The sequence below is a fragment of the Sulfurimonas sp. genome (genome assembly GCF_032250635.1).
Classification (GTDB): domain Bacteria; phylum Campylobacterota; class Campylobacteria; order Campylobacterales; family Sulfurimonadaceae; genus Sulfurimonas.
This window is the reverse complement of sequence record NZ_JAVVFL010000018.1, coordinates 1-18,822: the sequence shown is the minus strand read 5'-3', so window position 1 is coordinate 18,822 and position 18,822 is coordinate 1. Positions and strand designations below refer to the sequence as shown.

The 18,822-nt window shown below is 38.5% G+C and carries 31 protein-coding genes and 1 pseudogene; 6 read left to right on the top strand and 26 right to left on the bottom strand.

Features of this window, described 5'->3' with window-relative positions; translation table 11 throughout:
* The 4 genes from RQ763_RS02220 to RQ763_RS02205 all read left to right on the top strand — a co-directional run.
* Positions 1-830: S1 RNA-binding domain-containing protein (locus RQ763_RS02220; RefSeq protein WP_314150882.1), on the top strand; the 830-nt coding region annotated here is incomplete at its 5' end.
* The gene (locus RQ763_RS02215; protein WP_314150881.1) at positions 817-1,017 is read left to right on the top strand and encodes a hypothetical protein; all 201 of its coding nucleotides are present in this window, start codon (positions 817-819) and stop codon (positions 1,015-1,017) included. The genes RQ763_RS02220 and RQ763_RS02215, both read left to right, overlap by 14 nt.
* Before the next feature lie 333 nt (positions 1,018-1,350).
* Positions 1,351-1,653 carry a chorismate mutase gene (locus RQ763_RS02210; protein WP_314150879.1) on the top strand — a complete coding sequence of 101 codons (303 nt, stop codon included), beginning with the start codon at positions 1,351-1,353 and terminating at the stop codon, positions 1,651-1,653.
* Between the two features lie 8 nt (positions 1,654-1,661).
* The gene (locus RQ763_RS02205; RefSeq protein ID WP_314150878.1) at positions 1,662-2,453 is read left to right on the top strand and encodes a sulfurtransferase; all 792 of its coding nucleotides are present in this window, start codon (positions 1,662-1,664) and stop codon (positions 2,451-2,453) included.
* Positions 2,454-2,463: 10 nt separating this feature from the next.
* Here RQ763_RS02205 and RQ763_RS11800 read toward each other — a convergent pair.
* The 24 genes and pseudogenes from RQ763_RS11800 to rpsJ all read right to left on the bottom strand — a co-directional run.
* Positions 2,464-2,922 (bottom strand): annotated as a pseudogene (locus RQ763_RS11800) (methyl-accepting chemotaxis protein); the annotation flags it as partial.
* Positions 2,923-3,671: 749 nt separating this feature from the next.
* Positions 3,672-3,890, bottom strand: a complete 219-nt coding sequence (gene infA / locus RQ763_RS02195) for a translation initiation factor IF-1 (protein WP_008338996.1) — start codon at positions 3,888-3,890, stop codon at positions 3,672-3,674.
* Between the two features lie 16 nt (positions 3,891-3,906).
* Entirely contained in the window at positions 3,907-4,665 is a 759-nt protein-coding gene (gene map, locus RQ763_RS02190) for a type I methionyl aminopeptidase (RefSeq protein ID WP_314150871.1), read from the bottom strand.
* Between the two features lie 3 nt (positions 4,666-4,668).
* The gene (secY, locus tag RQ763_RS02185) at positions 4,669-5,931 is read right to left on the bottom strand and encodes a preprotein translocase subunit SecY (protein ID WP_314150870.1); all 1,263 of its coding nucleotides are present in this window, start codon (positions 5,929-5,931) and stop codon (positions 4,669-4,671) included.
* A gap of 2 nt (positions 5,932-5,933) precedes the next feature.
* Positions 5,934-6,332 carry a 50S ribosomal protein L15 gene (gene rplO / locus RQ763_RS02180; protein ID WP_314150868.1) on the bottom strand — a complete coding sequence of 133 codons (399 nt, stop codon included), beginning with the start codon at positions 6,330-6,332 and terminating at the stop codon, positions 5,934-5,936.
* 3 nt (positions 6,333-6,335) lie between these two features.
* Positions 6,336-6,776 carry a 30S ribosomal protein S5 gene (gene rpsE, locus RQ763_RS02175; protein ID WP_294929651.1) on the bottom strand — a complete coding sequence of 147 codons (441 nt, stop codon included), beginning with the start codon at positions 6,774-6,776 and terminating at the stop codon, positions 6,336-6,338.
* Between the two features lie 8 nt (positions 6,777-6,784).
* Positions 6,785-7,141: a 50S ribosomal protein L18 gene (rplR, locus tag RQ763_RS02170; RefSeq protein WP_314150867.1), complete on the bottom strand. Its 357-nt coding sequence runs from the start codon at positions 7,139-7,141 to the stop codon at positions 6,785-6,787.
* 13 nt (positions 7,142-7,154) lie between these two features.
* Positions 7,155-7,691, bottom strand: a complete 537-nt coding sequence (gene rplF / locus RQ763_RS02165) for a 50S ribosomal protein L6 (protein WP_314150866.1) — start codon at positions 7,689-7,691, stop codon at positions 7,155-7,157.
* Between the two features lie 9 nt (positions 7,692-7,700).
* Entirely contained in the window at positions 7,701-8,096 is a 396-nt protein-coding gene (gene rpsH, locus RQ763_RS02160) for a 30S ribosomal protein S8 (RefSeq protein ID WP_294929642.1), read from the bottom strand.
* 47 nt (positions 8,097-8,143) lie between these two features.
* Complete coding sequence (locus tag RQ763_RS02155; protein ID WP_137011587.1) at positions 8,144-8,329, bottom strand: type Z 30S ribosomal protein S14; 186 nt, start codon at positions 8,327-8,329, stop codon at positions 8,144-8,146.
* Positions 8,329-8,874 carry a 50S ribosomal protein L5 gene (rplE, locus tag RQ763_RS02150; RefSeq protein WP_294929636.1) on the bottom strand — a complete coding sequence of 182 codons (546 nt, stop codon included), beginning with the start codon at positions 8,872-8,874 and terminating at the stop codon, positions 8,329-8,331. Before rplE ends, RQ763_RS02155 begins: the two co-directional genes overlap by 1 nt.
* A 3-nt stretch (positions 8,875-8,877) precedes the next feature.
* Positions 8,878-9,108, bottom strand: a complete 231-nt coding sequence (rplX, locus tag RQ763_RS02145) for a 50S ribosomal protein L24 (RefSeq protein WP_152298658.1) — start codon at positions 9,106-9,108, stop codon at positions 8,878-8,880.
* Positions 9,108-9,476, bottom strand: coding sequence for a 50S ribosomal protein L14 (gene rplN / locus RQ763_RS02140; RefSeq protein ID WP_294929632.1), 369 nt, complete (start codon positions 9,474-9,476; stop codon positions 9,108-9,110). Before rplN ends, rplX begins: the two co-directional genes overlap by 1 nt.
* Complete coding sequence (gene rpsQ / locus RQ763_RS02135) at positions 9,476-9,724, bottom strand: 30S ribosomal protein S17 (protein ID WP_294929629.1); 249 nt, start codon at positions 9,722-9,724, stop codon at positions 9,476-9,478. Before rpsQ ends, rplN begins: the two co-directional genes overlap by 1 nt.
* A 9-nt stretch (positions 9,725-9,733) precedes the next feature.
* Positions 9,734-9,919, bottom strand: a complete 186-nt coding sequence (rpmC, locus tag RQ763_RS02130) for a 50S ribosomal protein L29 (RefSeq protein WP_294929626.1) — start codon at positions 9,917-9,919, stop codon at positions 9,734-9,736.
* A complete protein-coding gene (gene rplP, locus RQ763_RS02125; protein WP_314150864.1) occupies positions 9,906-10,331 on the bottom strand; it encodes a 50S ribosomal protein L16 in 426 nt (141 codons plus the stop codon). Before rplP ends, rpmC begins: the two co-directional genes overlap by 14 nt.
* A gap of 3 nt (positions 10,332-10,334) precedes the next feature.
* Positions 10,335-11,060 carry a 30S ribosomal protein S3 gene (rpsC, locus tag RQ763_RS02120; protein WP_294929620.1) on the bottom strand — a complete coding sequence of 242 codons (726 nt, stop codon included), beginning with the start codon at positions 11,058-11,060 and terminating at the stop codon, positions 10,335-10,337.
* A gap of 1 nt (position 11,061) precedes the next feature.
* Complete coding sequence (gene rplV, locus RQ763_RS02115; RefSeq protein ID WP_294929617.1) at positions 11,062-11,379, bottom strand: 50S ribosomal protein L22; 318 nt, start codon at positions 11,377-11,379, stop codon at positions 11,062-11,064.
* 2 nt (positions 11,380-11,381) lie between these two features.
* Positions 11,382-11,657: a 30S ribosomal protein S19 gene (rpsS, locus tag RQ763_RS02110; RefSeq protein ID WP_294929613.1), complete on the bottom strand. Its 276-nt coding sequence runs from the start codon at positions 11,655-11,657 to the stop codon at positions 11,382-11,384.
* A 4-nt stretch (positions 11,658-11,661) separates the two neighbouring features.
* Positions 11,662-12,501, bottom strand: a complete 840-nt coding sequence (gene rplB, locus RQ763_RS02105; RefSeq protein WP_314150862.1) for a 50S ribosomal protein L2 — start codon at positions 12,499-12,501, stop codon at positions 11,662-11,664.
* 1 nt (position 12,502) lies between these two features.
* Entirely contained in the window at positions 12,503-12,784 is a 282-nt protein-coding gene (locus RQ763_RS02100; RefSeq protein WP_294929607.1) for a 50S ribosomal protein L23, read from the bottom strand.
* On the bottom strand, positions 12,784-13,398 hold the full coding sequence (rplD, locus tag RQ763_RS02095; protein WP_314150861.1) for a 50S ribosomal protein L4: 615 nt from the start codon (positions 13,396-13,398) through the stop codon (positions 12,784-12,786). Before rplD ends, RQ763_RS02100 begins: the two co-directional genes overlap by 1 nt.
* A complete protein-coding gene (gene rplC / locus RQ763_RS02090; RefSeq protein WP_314150859.1) occupies positions 13,398-13,973 on the bottom strand; it encodes a 50S ribosomal protein L3 in 576 nt (191 codons plus the stop codon). Before rplC ends, rplD begins: the two co-directional genes overlap by 1 nt.
* Before the next feature lie 9 nt (positions 13,974-13,982).
* Complete coding sequence (rpsJ, locus tag RQ763_RS02085; RefSeq protein WP_294929597.1) at positions 13,983-14,294, bottom strand: 30S ribosomal protein S10; 312 nt, start codon at positions 14,292-14,294, stop codon at positions 13,983-13,985.
* A gap of 156 nt (positions 14,295-14,450) precedes the next feature.
* On the opposite strand from rpsJ, the gene RQ763_RS02080 reads away from it, so the two are divergent.
* Positions 14,451-15,515 (top strand): ATP-binding protein, encoded by a 1,065-nt coding sequence (locus tag RQ763_RS02080; protein ID WP_314150857.1) that lies wholly within the window; start codon positions 14,451-14,453, stop codon positions 15,513-15,515.
* The gene (locus RQ763_RS02075; protein ID WP_314150855.1) at positions 15,516-16,079 is read left to right on the top strand and encodes a ribonuclease HII; all 564 of its coding nucleotides are present in this window, start codon (positions 15,516-15,518) and stop codon (positions 16,077-16,079) included. It abuts the gene before it with no gap.
* Between the two features lie 4 nt (positions 16,080-16,083).
* Here the strand turns inward: RQ763_RS02075 and RQ763_RS02070 are convergent, their stop codons facing one another.
* Both RQ763_RS02070 and RQ763_RS02065 read right to left on the bottom strand, forming a co-directional pair.
* Positions 16,084-18,075: a methyl-accepting chemotaxis protein gene (locus RQ763_RS02070; protein ID WP_314150854.1), complete on the bottom strand. Its 1,992-nt coding sequence runs from the start codon at positions 18,073-18,075 to the stop codon at positions 16,084-16,086.
* Between the two features lie 100 nt (positions 18,076-18,175).
* Positions 18,176-18,700 carry a hypothetical protein gene (locus RQ763_RS02065; RefSeq protein ID WP_314150852.1) on the bottom strand — a complete coding sequence of 175 codons (525 nt, stop codon included), beginning with the start codon at positions 18,698-18,700 and terminating at the stop codon, positions 18,176-18,178.
* Between the last annotated feature and the right edge of the window lie 122 nt (positions 18,701-18,822).

The following is an 18,822-nucleotide window of genomic DNA, read 5'->3' as shown; positions in this document are numbered from 1 at the left end:
TAAACTGCCTCAAAGTTGACAGACACACTCCCCACGGTATATTTTTAACGGCACTTGATGAAAAAGATGTGCTCCTGCCGCAAGCTTACGTAACCGATGAGATGCAAGAGGAGACTCTTCTAGAGGTATTTTTATATACCGACTCAGAGGATAGACTTATTGCCACGACTCTTAAACCAAAGGCGATGCTTGATGAGTATGCTCTGTTTGAAGTCGTTGATGTGGCACCTTTTGGGGCATTTGTTGCTTGGGGACTTGCAAAAGATCTCTTTGTACCGAATATGTTCCAAAAAGAGAAGTTCAAGATCGGAGACAATAGATTTCTAAAAGTCGTGTATGACGAAAAGACGCACCGTCTTGTAGGAACCGAGAAGCTGGGCGACTTTTTTGATAGAAGACCAAAAGGGTTAGCCCCAAACAAAGAGGTCGATATACTCATCATCGCAAGAACTCCTCTTGGCTTTAAGTGTGTTGTAGAAGAGAGATATGAGGGGCTTATCTACCATAACGAGATCTTTGAGACGATAGAGATAGGAAGCAGAAGAAAAGCCTATATCAAGACCGTAAGAAAAGATGGCTCTATTGACCTGAAACTTCAGGCGGGCGGAGCAAAACAGAAGGACATCTCATGTGAAAAAGTGCTCTCTCTTCTAAAAAAGAGCGGCGGGGTGATGCCTTACAACTACAAGAGTGATGCAGAGCTTATAAAAGATGTATTCGCTCTTAGTAAAAAAGAGTTCAAACGCTCGCTTACTGCTCTTCAGGAGAGCGGAGATATAGAAGTCAAAGATACGGGAATATATCTAAAGAGCCAAGATGGCAAAGCATAAAAAGAGCATAGAGTTTGAGAATATATCTTTTTCTCAGGAGAGAAACTCTTACACTGTTTTGCGTTTTTTCCCACTAAAAATGAGTGTTGATGTAATGGCTTATGAAGATGGAGTAAAAGCGGGAGTTAAAAATATTCCCTTTGCTCATCTGCCAAAAGAGATAAAAAAAATCATAAAACCCAACTAGAGTATATGGCTTAATTATTATCTCTTTTTGGGTAATATATTAGACTTTTTGCAAAACCCATAACAGCCTCAGAGAGATCAAAAGGGGTAAGATTGTGCAAAACAAATTTTTATGCCTAGCCGTAGCTAAGGATAAAATATTTTTTTGTGCAAGGTTGTCCCTTTTCATCTCTCCCTGCGGGCATTTTACAGAGAGCTTTACTCTGCGTTAGATAACCTTCACCGTAGCTACAGCTACGCTGAAGAACATCTGCCTTGATTAAAACTCTCTGTAAAGTGCTGAGACTATTAGGGGTTATGCAAGAAGTCTATTCTATAAAAACGGAGAATCTACATGTCAAAAATAAAAAAATGCAACTCCCTCGAAGAGGTCAGAACAAAGATAGATAATATAGATGACGAGATTGTAAATCTCATCTCAAAAAGAAGCCATCTTGTACGTCAGGCTGCCTCGTTTAAAAACAGCATTGAAGAGGTTAAGGCAGATGATAGAGTAGATTATATCCTGCAAAAGGTTCGTCACTCCGCGATTCAGGCAGATGTCTCTCCAAATATGATTTCCGACCTTTTCAAAATCATGATAAACGAGATGGTTGAGACAGAGATATCAGAATTTAGAAATACGCGTACTTTTTAAACTATCTTATGAAACATCTTCTTGCCCTGATTCTTCTTTCCCTCTACTCGTATGCTTATGATGCGTTTATAACGCCAGATAAACTAAAAGATTCGCTCAGTGACGAAAAGATAGTTCTTTTAGATGTAAGCCCTTTGGATATGTACAGTACAAGTCATATAAAAGGAGCGATTCATGCAGATATCTCCAAATTTAGCAAAAGTGATTATGAAAGACTAGCCTCTGCCTATAGCAAGAATGTACAAAAAGAGATTATAAATCTTGGAATAAATCCAGATTCACATGTGGTTATTTACTCAAGAAACAGTTACGAGAATCTTCAAAACTCAACCTATTTGGCATTTGTTTTAGCCGAACATGGATTTGAAAACATTTCTATACTCGAAGGCGGCTATATAGCGTGGGTATTTAAATATCACACTCTTGTCTCTTCAAAAAGAAGCTCTGCAAAAGAGGACGGCAGCTATAAGATAAAACACAATCCAAACTTTTTAGTAGAGCTGGATTATATAAAAAGCAACAGCCGAAACATTACCATTGTAGATAGCAGCAACAAGCTTCAAAGCCCTGAGCTGTTTTCTGATATCTCTTATACCATAGACAGAGATTATCGTGATAATTTTTTTGATGACCTTACGCTTAGAGATGAAGATGAGTTAAGAGAGTTTGTCTCTAAGTTGAGTTTGATAAAAGATAAAGATATAGTCGTATACGATGAGACTATATTTGAAGCTTCCGTAAACTGGTATATTCTTTACCAAAAATTTGGTTTTAAAAATATAAAAATATTACATTTTTAATTCCGCTGCATTAAACGACCCGACTAAGCTCTTCAACACTATTTTTTATAACCTTGATACTCTCGTTGCTTCTTTTTGAGAGTTCATCAATCTTTACAATATTGCCTATTATCTCTTCTGTTGTCTTAGCATTTTGAGTATAGCTCTCAACTGTTCTTTGTGCCAAAATAACTCCATTACCGATTGCCTGAGAGATACTCTCCATACGCTTTGATGCATCAGTAGAGAGCTCTGCCAAAGACTCGATTGATTGAGAGCTTCTGTTCATCTGCTCGCTTGTGTCGTTTATGGATTGGCTTACTACGTTGATGGTGGCATTTATCTCCGTAAGTGACTTCTGCGTTCTCTCTGCGAGCTTTCTAACTTCATCGGCAACAACCGCGAACCCTCTTCCGTGCTCACCAGCGCGTGCAGCTTCAATAGCAGCATTTAACGCAAGTAGATTTGTCTGGTCTGCAATATCCGCAATAACAGAGATAACTTCTTTAACTTGATTGGCATCTTCCGATACTTTGCTTAGGTCATTCGCCAAAATATTTTGCGTACTTGAAGCATCTTGAAGTTGATTTACTATACCTGTTATCTCATTTTTAATACTGTTTAAATTTTCGCTTACTTCTGTTATATTCTCTTTTGAACTTGAAGCATCTACTAAATCGTTTCCTAGTACAACTTTCAATTTTTCCCCGATTGATACTACCTTTGCAAGAAGTTCTCTCTCATTTATCATGCTCATATTTGTATTTTCATAATCGCTGTTTATTCTGCCGACTATCTTCTCAATGGTATGTGATTTTTCGTTAGTATCTTGTGCCTGTAGAAATATCTCCTGAAATTTATTCATACTTTCAGCTGCTTTACTAAGTTCTGAGTTATAACTGTTCTTTAAAACGATCTTCTCTCCATGCTCAAGATTTTCAAGCTGCTTTATAAGAGATTTTGTCATATCGACACCGTTATACTTCTCATCTAGGTCATGAACGACTATAACAGCCGCTATTATATACTGAATAAGCTGTCCGATAATATTGTCTGTAAAAAATGTTCCATTGATTATAAGCAATATGATGCCGACGTAGTGAACAAAGCGCATGCGGAAAAAGAGGGAGTATAACATTACTAATCCTTATATAACTATATAGAAGAATTATACAGGGCAGAGCTTAATTTAATGATTTATAAGAGAAATTTGTGATAAAAAGAGGTAAAAACCTCTTCTTATTTGTACCTATATGTGATACGGCCCTTATCAAGAGAGTATGGTGTTAACTCAAGTTTAACTTTATCTCCCGGTAATATTTTAATATAGTGCATACGCATCTTTCCTGCAATATGACATAAAATAATATGTCCGTTTTCTAACTCAACACGAAATGTTGCATTTGGCAAAGCCTCTATAATCTTGCCATCAACTTCGATAACATCTGATTTAGCCATTTTAATCCTTTTTTTCTCAAGCCAGAGATAAAATTTCAGCTTTACCATTGACAATTGCAACAGTATGCTCATAGTGTGAGCCGCGTAAACCATCGGCACTAACAACATCCCACTTATTTTCTAAAATAAGCGGTTTTGTCTCTTTTTGACAAACCATAGGCTCTAGACAAAAAACCATCCCATTTTTAATCTTGGGACCGCCTTTTGCATCTTTTGCTTCCAAATAGTTAGGAATCTCAGGCTCTTCATGAGGTTTTTTGCCGATACCGTGCCCGCAGAAACTATGCAGTGGCACGAACCCTCTTGAACGAATAGAGTTTTCCAGCACTGCGGAGAGTTCTTTAAATCTCATACCCACCTTAATGGATTTTATTGCTTCATAAAGAGACTCTTTCGCACATGCAATAAGCGCTTCATCTTGGGCACTTACCTTGCCGACAGGAACCGATATAGCCGCATCTCCAAACCAACCATCAAGTTCTGTCCCGATATCATAACCGATAATATCGCCCTCTTGGAGCTTATAGTCAGTTGGAATACCGTGAATAATAACTTGATTAAGGGAAGTGCAGACTGCATTTGGAAAGCCATAAAGACCTTTAAAAGAGGGTCTTGCTCCATGAGAGAGAATATACTCCTCTGCCATAGCATCAAGCTCTTTTAAAGAGATCCCAGGTTTTGTGTTTTGACGAAGTAGTTCTAACGCACCGCCGACAATCTTGTTAGCGGCGCGAAGTTTCTCTATCTCTAGAGGTTTTCTAAGCGCAATGGCCATTATTTATAAACCAACCGCACTTAATGTTTGGTACTTGCTCATATAAGCCTGAGCCTCAATTTTTCTCATCGTATCAAGAGCAACCTGAACAACGATTAAAACTGCCGTACCTCCAAAGAAGAATGGAACTCCCATGCCTTTTATAATCATAAACGGCAGAGTTGCAACCAGACCCAAATAAAGCGCACCTGTAAATGTAAGGTTACTCGCAGTTGTATTTAAAAACTCTGATGTTGCATTTCCGGTACGAATACCAGGAATAAAACCACCTTGTTTTTTCAAATTATCTGCAATATCTTTTGAGTTAAAAGTAATCGATGCATAGAAAAATGCAAAGAAAACTACAAAAAGAAATGTTAAAAAGTTAAAGAAATAACTATTTGGGTTTAAGTAATCCGCAACCGCAAGTACAGTAGGATTACTGCTGCTTGATAAAATAGTCATAGGAAACATTAGAATTGCACTAGCAAAGATAACCGGGATAACACCCGATAGATTTACTTTGATAGGAATATAGTTCATAACTCTTTTATTTTGGTTTTGCATCATAACTTTTTTAGCGTATGTAACCGGTACACGGCGCTCACCAAGTTCAACATATATAATCACACCTACGGTTGCCAATATAAGAGCAAGAATTGCTATTACTGTTAAAAAACTCATAGCTCCGGTATTTACCATGGTAATCGTCTGACCGATTGCGCTTGGAATTGCCGAGACGATTCCTGCAAAAATGATCAAAGATATACCGTTACCGATACCGCTTTGTGTAATCTGCTCACCGATCCACATCAATAGCATTGTACCAGCCACCATTGAAACGGCAGAAACAAGTATAAATGTGTTGTGATCGATTAGTATTGCGCTGTTACCGTTAGGTCCTGTAAGACTCTGAAGTCCAACACTGATACCTATTGCTTGAATGATTGTAATTACAATTGTCGCGTAGCGAATAATTTGCATATACTTTACCATTCCGTCACGCTCTTTTTTCATCTGTCCAAGAGGGGCAAATGTAGCCGCTAAAAGCTCCATAATAATAGAAGCGGTGATATAAGGCATGATTCCAAGAGCTATGATTGACATTCTCTCAACGGCATTGCCGCTAAACATATTGAATAAGCCTAGAGCGTCACCTTGGTGTGAGTCGAAGAATGAAGCGATAACAGAAGCGTCTACGCCTGGAACCGGCACGTATGCCAGTAGGCGATAAATAAATAAAAACCCGATAGTAATAAGTATCTTATTTACTAGATTTTTATTCACGACTATTTACCTGTTGTAGTAACGTTGTCGTCTTTAATTTTTGATGCTAGATCTTTAGCAGTAGCACCAACCAACTTAACTTTAGTAACACAAGCAGCTATTTTATGAACACCACGGATACTCTCCATAGTAATTTCAGAAAGCTCAGCAACTGCTATTATCTTCTCAACGTTGATTACGTAAGGCTTGATTACACGAGAAGTAAATCCTATCTTAGGTAGTCTTCTTGCAAGTGGCTGTTGTCCACCTTCAAAGTTTCTTTTTCTCTTGTAACCTGTACGAGACTTTTGACCTTTAGAACCGCGACCTGCGGTCTTACCTGTTCCAGAAGCTTGTCCACGACCGATTCTTTTACGATTCTTTACAGAACCTTCTGCCGGCGTTAAATTTTCAATACCCATCAGTTATCCTTTTAAACGACCTAGTGCTTCAACCGTAGCGCGCACTAGTGTACCTGGATTGTTTGAACCGATTGACTTTGTAAGTATGTCTTTAATACCTGCTAATTCAAGAACGTGACGAGTTGCACCACCGGCAATTACTCCCGTACCTTCTGAAGCTGGTTTTAAAAGAACACGACTTGCATTGTACTTATGTTCAATATCATGTGCAATCGTAGTACCTTTGATACTAACCTTACTTAGGTTTTTAAACGCATTGTCTACCGCTTTTTTAATAGCATCTGGAACTTCTTTCGCTTTTCCAGCACCAAAACCGATAGTACCTTTTTTATCACCAACAACTACAAGTGCTGTAAAACGAAAACGACGTCCACCTTTTACAACTTTTGTAACACGACCTATGTTAACAATTGATTCTTCAAAATCTTCTCTATTGATTTCCATCTTAACCCCTAGAACTTAATTTCGTTTGCACGAAGTGCGTCACCAAATGCAGCTATAACACCGTGGTATTGGTAACCATTACGGTCAAATACAATCTCAGAGATGTTAGCTGTTTTCAGCGAGGCAGCAAATGCCGCACCAAGTGCAGCTGCACCCTCTTTGTTTGCTTTATGACCTGTAACTTTTGAGTTTAACGCCGCTAAAGTTGTTGCAGTTGCATCATCAATAGCTTGAACACTCAAATAACGATTTGAACGAAATACAGAAACACGAGGAAGTGAAGCACAACCAGATATTTTTGCACGAATACGACGCTTTCTTTTTAAGCGATTAGCAATTTTGCTTTTTAGTACTTTTGCTTTCATCTATACTCCTCCCTTATTTCTTAGAAGTTTTACCGGCTTTACGCACGATATGTTCTTCAACGTATTTAACACCTTTGCCTTTGTAAGGCTCTGGTGGACGGAATCCTCTTACTTCAGCGGCAACTTGACCAAGCGCTTGCTTGTCATGACTTTTAAAAGTGATAACGTTCTTCTCAACGCTTGCTTCAATACTCTCAGGCAATTCATAGTTTATATCATGTGAAAAACCAAGTTGTAAGTTAAGTACTTTGCCGTTTACTGCAGCACGATAACCAACACCGTTAATCTCTAGTTGCTTAGTGTAACCGGTTGTTAAACCTGTAACAATATTTTGAGCCAACGCACGATACGTTCCCCAAAATGCTCTATGAACACGAGAATCTGAAAGAGTAGCAAAAGTTAAAACATTTCCATCTAAAGTGAAAGCAACGTTTCCTTTTGTATCTAATTCAACACTATTTTTGCCTTTAGCAAAAGTTATAACATTTCCATTTGTGCTTACTTTAACATCAGTTGCACACTCTACAGGTAATTTACCAATTCTTGACATGTTATCTCCCTACCAAATCGTACACATTACTTCACCACCGATACCAAGCTCAAAAGCTTTATCGTTTGGTAGAATGCCGCGTGATGTACTAACAATAATAGTTCCGTAACCATTTTTGAAACGCTTTATCTCATCTTTACCTTTATAGACACGACGTCCAGGCTTAGATACTCTTTTCATTTCATTGATAACAGTTTTACCCTCATCATTGTATTTCAGTACAACATTGATTGTTTTTTTAACGCCGTCTTCAACAACGTTACAACTGTCAATATAACCTTTTTCAACTAAAATGTTTGCCATAGCTTCAACACTCTTAGAGTGAACAAGTTTGGTAACATCTAATCTTCTCATACCAGCATTACGAATACGTGTTAACGCATCCGATACTAAATCATTTATCATTTATTTTCCTTTGCTAATCATCAGAAGTTTCAAGAGGAAGCTTTTGCTTACCAACTTGACTTTCTAACGCCTGGGATTAATCCCTCATTTGCCATTTTTCTAAAACATATACGACAGATACCGAAGTCACGGATAACAGAGTGTGGACGACCACAAATCTGACATCTTGTATAACCGCGAACTTTAAACTTTGGAGTTTTGTTCGCTTTGTTTATCATCGACTTTTTAGCCATTAGTTACTCCCTTTAGTAAAAGGCATGCCCATTTTCTCTAAAAGAGCAAATCCTGCTTTATCAGAATCAGCAGTTGTAACAACTGTGATATTCATACCATGAATCTGCATAATAGAGTCATAATTGATTTCCGGGAAAATCAATTGCTCCTGCAGTCCAAAGTTGTAATTTCCACGACCATCAAATCCATTTCTAGGAACTCCACGGAAGTCTTTTACACGTGGAAGAGCGATAGAAACTAGACGATCAAAGAAGTTGAACATCTTCTCACCGCGAAGTGTTACACGAACACCTACCGGCATTCCTTCACGTACTTTAAAACCAGCAACTGATTTCTTAGCTATTACAGTACTTGCTTTTTGTCCTGCAATAGTAGTAATTGTGTCTTCAATATTTTGAATAAGCTTATTATCCTTCATTGCGAAACCAGCACCTACAGAGATAATAATTTTTTCTAATGCAGGAGTCTGCATTGGATTTTTTATCCCAAGGTCTGCTTGAAGTTCAGATTTTAAACCTAAATATTTTTCTTTCATACGAGCCATTGATTATGCCTCCACTTTACGAACATTTGAAACATCTATAGGCATCTCTTTATTGATATGTCCGCCTTTAGTGTTCTCTTCTGTTGGTTTGATAGCTTTTTTAGCAATTTTGCAACCCTCAACTATTACCTTGTTTTTCTTTGGTAATACTTCAAGTACAGTAGCTTTTGTTCCGCGATCATCACCAGCGATAATTTCTACAGTATCGCCTTTTTTGAATTTAAACTTTGCCATTAAACAACCTCCGGTGCAAGAGATACGATTTTCATAAAACCGCTGTAGCGTACTTCACGAGCAATCGGTCCGAAAATACGAGTGCCGATTGGCTCTCTCTTGTCATCAAGTATAACAGCTGCATTGTCGTCAAAACGGATAAGAGAACCGTTTTCACGGTGAATCTCTTTTGCAGTTCTAACTACAACAGCTTTTACAACTTTACCTTTTTTAACTTTAGCAGTAGGAGTCGCTTTTTTTACAGAAGCGACGATAACATCACCGACTTTTGCATAACGACGCTTAGAACCGCCAAGTACCTTAATACACATAATCTCTTTTGCACCTGTATTATCAGCTACATTTAGACGAGTAAAACCTTGAATCATTACTCTGCTCCTGACACTACTGTTTTAAGTCTAAAAGATTTAGTCTTAGAAAGCGGGCGACATTCGATTGCAATAATCTTATCACCCACTTTTAACTCATTGCGCTCATCATGTACTAAGTACTTTTTGAAACGCTTTACAACTTTATGGTAACGAGGGTGCATTACACGGCGCTCAACAACGATACTCGCTGTTTTTTCGCCTGCAATTTTTACTACATTACCTTGAATTTCACGTTTATGTGTCATTGCCGGCCCCTATTTCGCTGCACTAAGTGCAGTGTTGATTCTAGCAACATCTTTTTTAGCGACACGTAGTTCGCTAGTGTTTTGAAGTTGCATCATCTGTTTTTTAATTTTAAGAGTAAAGAGTTGCGTCTTTTTCTCTTTTAGCATTGCTTGAAGCTCTGCTACGCTTTTATCTGCTAAATCAGAATATTTCATTGCTCATCTCCGCAGTAATTATTTTTGTTTTGAAAGGCAATTTGTGCTGTGCTAGAGTCAATGCTTCACGAGCAAGCTCTTCTGGAACACCAGCCATTTCAAAAATTATACGACCTGGCTTAATATTCATAACCCATTGATCAACTGAACCCTTACCTTTACCCATACGAGTTTCAAGAGGCTTAGCAGTCAGTGGCTTAGCTGGGAATACACGAATCCAGATCTTACCATTTCTTTTAATGTGACGAGTAGCTGAAATACGAGCAGACTCAATCTGACGAGAGTTAATACGACCTGCTTCAACCGCTTTTAAAGCGATATCACCAAATGCTAATGTATAACCAGAACGAGCGTAACCACGGTTACGTCCTTTCATTACCTTACGATATTTAGTTCTCTTAGGCATCAACATGATTTATTCCGCCTTTCCGCTATTTTCGCGTTTTGGAGCACGCTTAGGACGACGTGCGCCCTCTTTTTGCTGCTCTTCTTTTACTTCAGCCGGGATACCTTTTGTGAGAACCTCACCTTTGAATATCCAAACTTTTACACCGATACAACCGTATGTAGTGTGTGCTTCAGCAAAACCGTAATCTATTTTTGCACGAAGTGTATGAAGTGGAACACGTCCCTCTAAATACCACTCAGTACGAGCCATTTCAGCTCCACCAAGACGACCGCTTACAGATATCTTGATACCTTTAGCTCCGCCTCTTTGTGCATTTTGCATAACTTTTTTCATAGCTCTTCTAAATGCAACACGGCGCTCAAGTTGAGTAGCAACATTTTCAGCAACAAGCTGAGAAGAAATTTGAGCTTTCTTCTCCTCTTTGATGTTTACAGAAATTGGCTTACCAACAAGATTTTGAAGAGTATCTTTAAGCTTCTCAATATCTGCGCCTTTTTTTCCAATGATAATACCGGGACGAGCAGCAACGATAGTAACACGAAGTCTCTTAACGGTTCTCTCTATGATAATGTTAGAAACACCCGCATAGTAAAGCTCTTTTTTCAAATATGTACGAATCTTGTAATCTTCGCCCAAAGATGCTGCTGCAGTCTTAAAATTAGGGAACCAACGGCTCTCCCAATTACGATTGATACCAAGACGTAAACCAATAGGATTAACTTTTTGACCCATATTATTTACCCTCTACTTCTACTAATATATGCGCTGTCGGCTTTCTGATGCCTGATGCCATACCACGAGCTCTCGGACGAAATCTCTTAAGTACAGGACCATTGTCAATACGACATGACGTTACTATACAATCGCTAGCTTCGTTACCGCTATTTGCAACTGCTGACGCAACTACTTTATAGATAATTTTTGCTGCTTTGTTTGGTGTAAACTCTAAAGCTGCTAATGCTTGCTCAGCGTTCATACCTTGAATCTCTCTTGCAATAAGACGAGATTTGATCGGTGAAACACGGATATATTTTAATAATGCTCTAGCCATGATTAACCTTTCTTCTGTACAGAGCCCTTATGGCCCTTAAATGTACGAGTCGGTGCGAATTCACCTAATTTATAACCAATATGGTTTTCTGATACATATACAGGTACAAATTGACGTCCATTATGAACGTTAAAAGTCAAGCCGACCATGTCAGGTAGAACCATACTTCTACGAGACCAAGTTTTGATAGGTTTTTTATTACCTTCAGCTTTGGCTGCAACTACTTTCTTCATCAAATGATCATCAACAAATGGACCTTTTTTTACACTTCTTGCCATTTTACTACCTCTTCGGATTAGATTTACGGCGAGTAATAATAAGTTTATCACTTGCTTTTTTACGACGAGTTTTTGAACCCTTCGTTGGTTTACCCCATGGAGTAACTGGATGACGACCTGAGTTCGTTTTACCTTCACCACCACCGTGCGGGTGATCGATTGGGTTCATCGCAGAACCACGAGTTTGAGGACGAATACCCATATGGCGAGAACGACCTGCTTTTGCTATTACAATGTTGTTGTACTCTTCATTTCCAACAACACCGACAGTAGCCATACACTCACCAAGTACTAAACGCATCTCAGACGAAGGCATACGAAGTGAAACATACTTGCCGTCACGACCCATAATTTGAGCGCTAGTTCCAGCTGAACGAACCATCTGTCCGCCTTTGCCGACTTTTAGCTCAACATTGTGGACCAATGTACCGACAGGTATATTCATTAGCTTCATTGCATTACCCGGTTTTACGTCTAATCCAGACTCTGCTGACATTACAGCATCGCCTACATTTAAACTCTTTGGTAAAAGAATATATCTCTTCTCACCGTCTGCGTATGCCACAAGTGCTATACGGCAGTTACGGTATGGATCATACTCAACTGTACTAACAGTACCAGGAATACCGAATTTATTTCTTTTGAAATCAATAATACGGTAAAGTTTTTTTGCACCAGCTTCTCTGTGACGAGATGTAATACGTCCGTTGTTGTTACGTCCAGCGTGAGCAGGAAGTTTTACAAGCAGTGAACGTACACTAGCCTTTGCAGTTATGTCGCCACTGTCAACATTTGTATAAAAACGACGAGACGGAGTTATCGGTCTATAAGTTTTAATTGCCATGTTAAACCGCCAAACTTTCTATTTGTGCACCCTCAGGTAACTTCACATAAAACTTTTTAAAGTCATTTTGCTTGCCTGACATGCCACGGAATTTTTTTGTTTTTCCGTTTTGATTCAATGAGTTTACTCTTGAAGGAATTATTCCAAAGTACTCACGAAAAACCTCTTTAAGACCGTTCTTAGTCATACGCGGAGATGTTTGAACAACGATTATTCCATCTTCTTGCATGCCAAGTGTTTTCTCTGTATAGAGTATAGATTTAATATCTGTAATATCTGCCATTATTTAGCCTCACCTACAAGATTTTCCCATACCGCTTTTTCGATCACGAGTGAACGATAATTTGCAGCTAAATAAGCATTTAATTCATTCTCTTCAATTACATATGTACTTGAGATATTTTCAAATGCTAAATAAGTTTTTTCATCTAATATCGTCTTTACAAAAAGCGTATCTCTTTGATTTAACGCTTTAAACATTGCCACAGCATCTTTTGTTTTACCTGATGCGATTTCAATACTATCCACGATGAATAAACTGCCGTTTTGTGCATGTTCGTTTAAAGCAAAGTTTAGAGCAAGTTTTTTTTGCTTCTTATTTACTTTAAGATCATAGTTACGGTTGTTACTAGGACCGAATGCTTTACCACCACCTACAAATATAGGTGAACGACGTGAACCAGCACGAGCACGCCCGCCGCCTTTTTGAGCCCATGGCTTCTTGCCACCGCCTCTAACTTGTGCACGAGTAAGCGCTGTTGCACTGTTAGCTCTTTGAGCTGCTTGTGCAGACTTTACGTACAGGTATAAGTTATGAGGATTAATTCCGGAGAAACTCTCCGGTAAAGCTAACTCAGAAGCTTTTTCCATTTTTTCATTTAGAACTATTGCGCTCATTATCTAGCTACCTTTACACGACCTAAAGAACCGTTAGCTCCAGAAACTGAACCAGAAACCGCAATGATTCTGTTTTCAGCATCAAAAGAAACTATCTCATTCTTAACACTATTTTGTGTATTACCGTACTGTCCAGGCATTTTCTTGCCCTTCATAACACGACCTGGCCACTCTGCATTACCGATAGAACCTGTTCTACGACCAAATCTATGACCGTGAGATGCAGGACCACCAGAGAAATTCCAACGTTTCATTGCACCTGAAAAACCGCGACCTTTAGTAGTAAATGTAGCTTTTACAACTTTAGCTTCTGCCAAAGGTGTTAAATCTAAATCTCCTGCTTCAGTATTTGCTACTTCTAAAGTAACAAAACGGTTGAATTCAGATGAAATGCTGTATTTCTTTTGCTGACCTTCAATTGCCTTATTCATTTTTTTACCGCTCTTGTAAGCTACAATTGCGCCACTTTCATTAACTTCACAGACCTTAGCATCCAAAACTCTTAAAAGAGTAACAGACTTACTAGGAACTGAGATAGTACGGCTCATACCGATTTTTTCAACTATATATTCCATGATGACCTCCTACTTATCCATAGAGCGAACTTCAACGTCCACTTCAGGTGCAAGATCTAGTTTCATTAATGAATCTACAGTTTCTGGCGTTGCAGAAACAATATCTATTACTCTAGCGTGTGTACGAATTTCGAACTGTTCGCGTGAGCTTTTATTGATATGCGGAGATTTCAATACAGTGTATTTACGAATCTTTGTTGGTAAAGGTATCGGACCACGAATTACCGCGCCTGTACGCTTAACAGCCTCTACGATTGATGCTACAGATCTATCAAGTACACGATGATCATAAGCTTTCAATTTTAATCGAATTTTTTCCATGTTTTTCCTTCTAAAGAACTCGTCAGGTCTCGCCTAACTATGTTAAGGGAGCGGAATTGTATCCAAACTATCTCAATAATTCAAGCAAATATGGGTCAAAAACTGAAATTAGTGTAAATTTATTTCCTTTAAAGAAGGAAATGGTAAAATTGCAACATGGAAATTTTACTAGAAGAGTTATACAAAACCGATATATACGTTGACAAGTTTCATTTTAGAAAAGTGTTTTTGGATAGTTTGAGTTATCAGATAAACGGGATAGCGCAGAGCGGAAAGACAAAAATTGTAAAAAACTACCTTTTAGGGCTTAAGAAAAATAGTTATCTCTATATAAATTGTAGAGATTTGCGTATTGAGACAGATGCCCTCAACAGTGTGCTTCAAAATTTTTGCACCCAGAACCAAATTGCGACGCTTGTTCTTGATAACTATATAGATGATATAAAAATCGTAAACGTTCCTCAACTTATACTATGCAGTGAAACGCACCATGATATAGAATTTTTAAAGAGCATAAGAGTCTATCCGCTTGATTATGAGGAGTTTTTGGCATACGAGCACAAATACGACTCAAGTGCGCTAAACCACTTTTTGCAGCTCGGCGGCTTTGCTTTTATGCATAAAGTAAACAGTGACGAGAGAGTTTACCACTTACAAAAAGCACTAAAAGAGACGCTGAATGAAAAAGAGCTTGAAATACTCATTTTTTGCACAAAGATGATGACGCAGAAGATCTCTCCCTACTCTATATATGAAAGGCTCAAGCAGACACAAAAAATTTCCAAAGATAAGCTATACGACTCCTTTGAGAAACTCAGCCAAAAGGGGTATATCCATCAAGTACAAAAAGTAAATCATTCAAAAGCAACAAGAAAAATATACCTCTGCGACATCTCCTTAAAATCCGCGCTCACAATTGAGAAACATTTCGGCAGACTCTTTGAAAATATGATATATTTAGAGTTACTAAAATCTGGCAGAGATTGCTTCTATGATGATGGGGTAGATTTTTACATTCCAGATGAGAGCGAAGTTATTTTAGCAACACCGTTTGCAGATGAGAGAGCTCTTTTTAAAAAGATAGAAGCTATTGAATCATTTATTATAAGATATCAGGTTAAGAAAATAACGGCTGTCACCATGAGCAAAGAGGGGAGTGTCAACCACCCCTTTTCTCGGATTGAGATGGTTCCGTTTGATATTTGGGCGCTAGGAGATTAGATGGACAGACTCGGAAAATTGTGTGGGATAGATGAAGCAGGTCGCGGTCCTATTGCAGGCGATCTGGTTATTGCAGGGTGTATTTTGACATCATGCGTAGATGGGCTACAGGACTCTAAAAAGCTGAGTGAAAAAAAGAGGGAGTCGCTCTATGAGAGTATCACTCAAAACTCTCTCTATCATATAGTAAAATTTTCTGCAAAAGAGATTGATGATAACGGACTTTCTTTTTGCATGAAAAATGCTCTTTTAGAGATTATGAATACTCTAAAATGCGGCGAGTATCTCTTTGATGGAAACTCAAATTTTGGAATAAACGAACTTCCTACTATGATAAAAGCGGATGGAAAAGTTCCTGAGGTGAGCGCCGCTTCAATACTAGCAAAAGTGACACATGACAGAAACATCATAAAAGATGCACAAAGATACCCCGAGTATCAGTTTGAAAAACACAAGGGGTATGGTACTGCTCTACATATAGAGCTTATAAAAGAACATGGTTACTGCGACATTCACAGAAGAAGCTACAAGCTAAAAGCGCTTGAGAAAACGCTTTTTGACTAAAGCCTTAAAACTTTTTAGAGTTGACCTCTTTGAGTGTTTTTTGCGACATCTCATCAAGCTCTATGGCAATCGCCTCTATCTCATTTACATAACGTGCATTGCTTGAAGTGGTCTTATCTATCTCGACAATTGCATCAGTTGCATCATTAATATCACTCACTCTTGCTTGCATATCTTCACCAATCTCAAGAACTGATTGAGAGAGCGTCTCTATACTAACATTTATCTCATGAAGGCTTTTTTGGGTGTTTTCAGCAAGTTTACGCACCTCATCAGCGACAACGGCAAAACCTCTTCCATGCTCACCCGCACGAGCTGCTTCTATGGCAGCATTGAGGGCAAGAAGATTTGTCTGGTCTGCGATGTCTGATATAACACCGACAACGTGTTTAATATCAGAAGATTGTGCGGCAACCTGTTTTGTCTTCTGTGACACCACAATAATCGCACTGTTTGTCGTCTCCATTACACGCGTTAGTTCTTGAAGCCTTTGTGCCTGTTTTGCAGATTCATTATTTAAGAACTGCATCTTACCTTTTAGCACGAGTGACTTCTCCGAGAGTTGGTTTGCATTTTTGCTTGACTCTTGCAACATATGCGTAATCGTATCGCCGACACTATTGAGCGCTTGCGCTACTTTTCCGTTGTCTCCTGATAGCCTTGCCGTAAAATCAGACTTCTCATAGGTGCTCATGGTGGCGACTAGTTCATTTAGGTCTCTACAGATATTTTGTTGCAGTGATAGGAGCATTCTATTTATATTTGTCTTTAACTCCTCAAGCGCTTCATTATTTGTGGTGCACTCAACGTTTTGGTTGAGTTCTCCTTTATCTATAGCGACCACGACTCGCTTCACTCCATTGATCATCATCTTATCGCTCTCAATATTTTTCTCTGTTTTGAGGATATTTTCATCGACAATTTTTGCCATCTTTGCAATCTCATCATCGCCTTGGATGCCGATTAGTTTTGCATGGGAGCTCTCTTTGTTTAAGTATCTAAAAAACTCTAAAAGTCCTTTTTCAAACTGCTCGAGCGGAGAGAGTATAACTTTTTTAATAGCTGCCAAAATCGCAACGCTAAGGACAACTATCAAAAGAAGAATAAGTATCAGGGCGCTGTTAATCATACTGCTTGCTTGGTTGATAGTCGCATCAACATCGCTTCTATTTGCGCCTAGGAGATAGAGTCCTATCTGGTTGCCTTCAAAATCCTCTATCTTGTTAAATGTATAAAAATAGTTCTCATCAAGTGCATATCCTTGTGCTAAAAGTGCTTGCATATCTATATTTTTTGCACCTTCAAAAAACTTTACATCTACCGTCTTTTGACTCAAGATATAGTCTGAGGCACTTTTGCTTGTATCTGCTAGTTTTGCAAGATGAACTAATCTTTTATCCATCAGTACCAAAAGATTTTCACTCTCTCTGTGAAACTGTTTTACAACTGACTCAAACCCCTGCATAAACTCCAGTGAGCCAACATACTCCCCACTCTTTATAATCGGTGCAACGCCTCTGATAGTAAGTCCGGCCTGCCCGACCTCTATGGCGTAAAGCGCTTTTTTATCCGCCTTTACCTTGTTAATAGTGTGGCGGAAATCCTTTAGGTTATCTCCATATTTTTCAGGTTTCCATGCTCGAAGAAAAGAGTTGACATCCTTGTCGTGGATATGAATCTTGATATTTTTAAAGTTTGTCTCATTTTTATACTTCTGAGCAATTGCATTTACTGAGGCAATCGCACCTTCTCTGTCATTTTTAACGAGTGCATCCGCTATATTTGAGTCGTTTGCAATAGCCAGTGCATTTGTCACACCGACGTCAAACTTTGCCCCCATTCTATCTTCTATCTTTGAAGCAAGGGTTTTTTCTATTGTTACATAAGTTTTATCTACGATTTGTGATTTAAAGTAGTTTAAAACAAAAAAACCACCCAGAAGAAGAACAAAAGATATAGTAATAATAAGAATAGTGATTTTTTTTCCAACTGTCATTTTTTAGCCTTTTTCATCATCGTGCGGAATACTATTGTTCTTTTGCTTAATCTCTTTAAGGGCTCCATGTGAGCCCAATATATTGAAGTGTAATCAAAGTTTATTCTACTACTTCAGCCAATATACTTTCAAACTGTTCTTGAGCTTTGAGCAGTATATCAACCCCTTCACTATCGTTTACAAGAGCGCTGCTTATCCAGTTGTACACAGATGGAAATTCTAAAACGATCTTATCTTCATCTTTTTTCTTATATATTGCCAATGTACATGGTGCAAAAGCTGCAGCATCAGGATTTGTTAATGCAACCGTATAAATGACCGGCAGCTTGCAGATAGAGTAACCTTCATAAAAATCATACGGTGAATTATCCATATGTTCATTTAGATCCAACTTGCCCGCTACAACAAAACCATAAAGACTCAGCCCATTATCAAGAGTTAAAAAAAGATTCTCTTTAGCAGTCGCCACATCCTCATCAGTCTCCAGCTCATACTTTGTTATAAGCTCTCTCTCCTCTTGCAGTGCATTTGGACTAAGTTTATGTTTTGCATTTGGCAAAATCTTTTTAAGCGTTGAGAGAACTTCACCCTCAAGTTTTTTTATGAGCTCATCATCAAATCCCATTATTTTTTTCAGCGAATCCGATGTTAGGACACTTACGTGTAAAGTATCCTGATGCGGGGATATTTACGCCACTTGGTGTCGGCATATATCAAGACAAAAAAGAGGATACTTTACACGTAAGT

What these genes read in the sequence shown, in the direction of transcription:
- rplR (WP_314150867.1), bottom strand. Translation starts at nt 7,141, where the DNA reads ATGAAAGCAAAAGTACTAAAAAGCAAAATTGCTAATCGCTTAAAAAGA.
- rpsS (WP_294929613.1), bottom strand. Translation starts at nt 11,657, where the DNA reads ATGGCAAGAAGTGTAAAAAAAGGTCCATTTGTTGATGATCATTTGATG.
- RQ763_RS02210 (WP_314150879.1), top strand. Translation starts at nt 1,351, where the DNA reads ATGTCAAAAATAAAAAAATGCAACTCCCTCGAAGAGGTCAGAACAAAG.
- map (WP_314150871.1), bottom strand. Translation starts at nt 4,665, where the DNA reads ATGGCCATTGCGCTTAGAAAACCTCTAGAGATAGAGAAACTTCGCGCC.
- RQ763_RS02100 (WP_294929607.1), bottom strand. Translation starts at nt 12,784, where the DNA reads ATGGCAGATATTACAGATATTAAATCTATACTCTATACAGAGAAAACA.
- RQ763_RS02205 (WP_314150878.1), top strand. Translation starts at nt 1,662, where the DNA reads ATGAAACATCTTCTTGCCCTGATTCTTCTTTCCCTCTACTCGTATGCT.
- rplP (WP_314150864.1), bottom strand. Translation starts at nt 10,331, where the DNA reads ATGTTGATGCCTAAGAGAACTAAATATCGTAAGGTAATGAAAGGACGT.
- rplD (WP_314150861.1), bottom strand. Translation starts at nt 13,398, where the DNA reads ATGAGCGCAATAGTTCTAAATGAAAAAATGGAAAAAGCTTCTGAGTTA.
- RQ763_RS02080 (WP_314150857.1), top strand. Translation starts at nt 14,451, where the DNA reads ATGGAAATTTTACTAGAAGAGTTATACAAAACCGATATATACGTTGAC.
- rplN (WP_294929632.1), bottom strand. Translation starts at nt 9,476, where the DNA reads ATGATTCAAGGTTTTACTCGTCTAAATGTAGCTGATAATACAGGTGCA.
- infA (WP_008338996.1), bottom strand. Translation starts at nt 3,890, where the DNA reads ATGGCTAAATCAGATGTTATCGAAGTTGATGGCAAGATTATAGAGGCT.
- rpsE (WP_294929651.1), bottom strand. Translation starts at nt 6,776, where the DNA reads ATGGAAATCAATAGAGAAGATTTTGAAGAATCAATTGTTAACATAGGT.
- rplX (WP_152298658.1), bottom strand. Translation starts at nt 9,108, where the DNA reads ATGGCAAAGTTTAAATTCAAAAAAGGCGATACTGTAGAAATTATCGCT.
- rplC (WP_314150859.1), bottom strand. Translation starts at nt 13,973, where the DNA reads ATGGAATATATAGTTGAAAAAATCGGTATGAGCCGTACTATCTCAGTT.
- rplO (WP_314150868.1), bottom strand. Translation starts at nt 6,332, where the DNA reads ATGGGTATTGAAAATTTAACGCCGGCAGAAGGTTCTGTAAAGAATCGT.
- rpmC (WP_294929626.1), bottom strand. Translation starts at nt 9,919, where the DNA reads ATGAAATATTCTGATTTAGCAGATAAAAGCGTAGCAGAGCTTCAAGCA.
- rplF (WP_314150866.1), bottom strand. Translation starts at nt 7,691, where the DNA reads ATGTCAAGAATTGGTAAATTACCTGTAGAGTGTGCAACTGATGTTAAA.
- rpsH (WP_294929642.1), bottom strand. Translation starts at nt 8,096, where the DNA reads ATGATAAATGATTTAGTATCGGATGCGTTAACACGTATTCGTAATGCT.
- rpsQ (WP_294929629.1), bottom strand. Translation starts at nt 9,724, where the DNA reads ATGACACATAAACGTGAAATTCAAGGTAATGTAGTAAAAATTGCAGGC.
- RQ763_RS02155 (WP_137011587.1), bottom strand. Translation starts at nt 8,329, where the DNA reads ATGGCTAAAAAGTCGATGATAAACAAAGCGAACAAAACTCCAAAGTTT.
- rplE (WP_294929636.1), bottom strand. Translation starts at nt 8,874, where the DNA reads ATGGCTCGTATGAAAGAAAAATATTTAGGTTTAAAATCTGAACTTCAA.
- RQ763_RS02065 (WP_314150852.1), bottom strand. Translation starts at nt 18,700, where the DNA reads ATGGGATTTGATGATGAGCTCATAAAAAAACTTGAGGGTGAAGTTCTC.
- rpsC (WP_294929620.1), bottom strand. Translation starts at nt 11,060, where the DNA reads ATGGGTCAAAAAGTTAATCCTATTGGTTTACGTCTTGGTATCAATCGT.
- RQ763_RS02075 (WP_314150855.1), top strand. Translation starts at nt 15,516, where the DNA reads ATGGACAGACTCGGAAAATTGTGTGGGATAGATGAAGCAGGTCGCGGT.
- rpsJ (WP_294929597.1), bottom strand. Translation starts at nt 14,294, where the DNA reads ATGGAAAAAATTCGATTAAAATTGAAAGCTTATGATCATCGTGTACTT.
- RQ763_RS02070 (WP_314150854.1), bottom strand. Translation starts at nt 18,075, where the DNA reads ATGACAGTTGGAAAAAAAATCACTATTCTTATTATTACTATATCTTTT.
- rplB (WP_314150862.1), bottom strand. Translation starts at nt 12,501, where the DNA reads ATGGCAATTAAAACTTATAGACCGATAACTCCGTCTCGTCGTTTTTAT.
- RQ763_RS02215 (WP_314150881.1), top strand. Translation starts at nt 817, where the DNA reads ATGGCAAAGCATAAAAAGAGCATAGAGTTTGAGAATATATCTTTTTCT.
- rplV (WP_294929617.1), bottom strand. Translation starts at nt 11,379, where the DNA reads ATGGCTAGAGCATTATTAAAATATATCCGTGTTTCACCGATCAAATCT.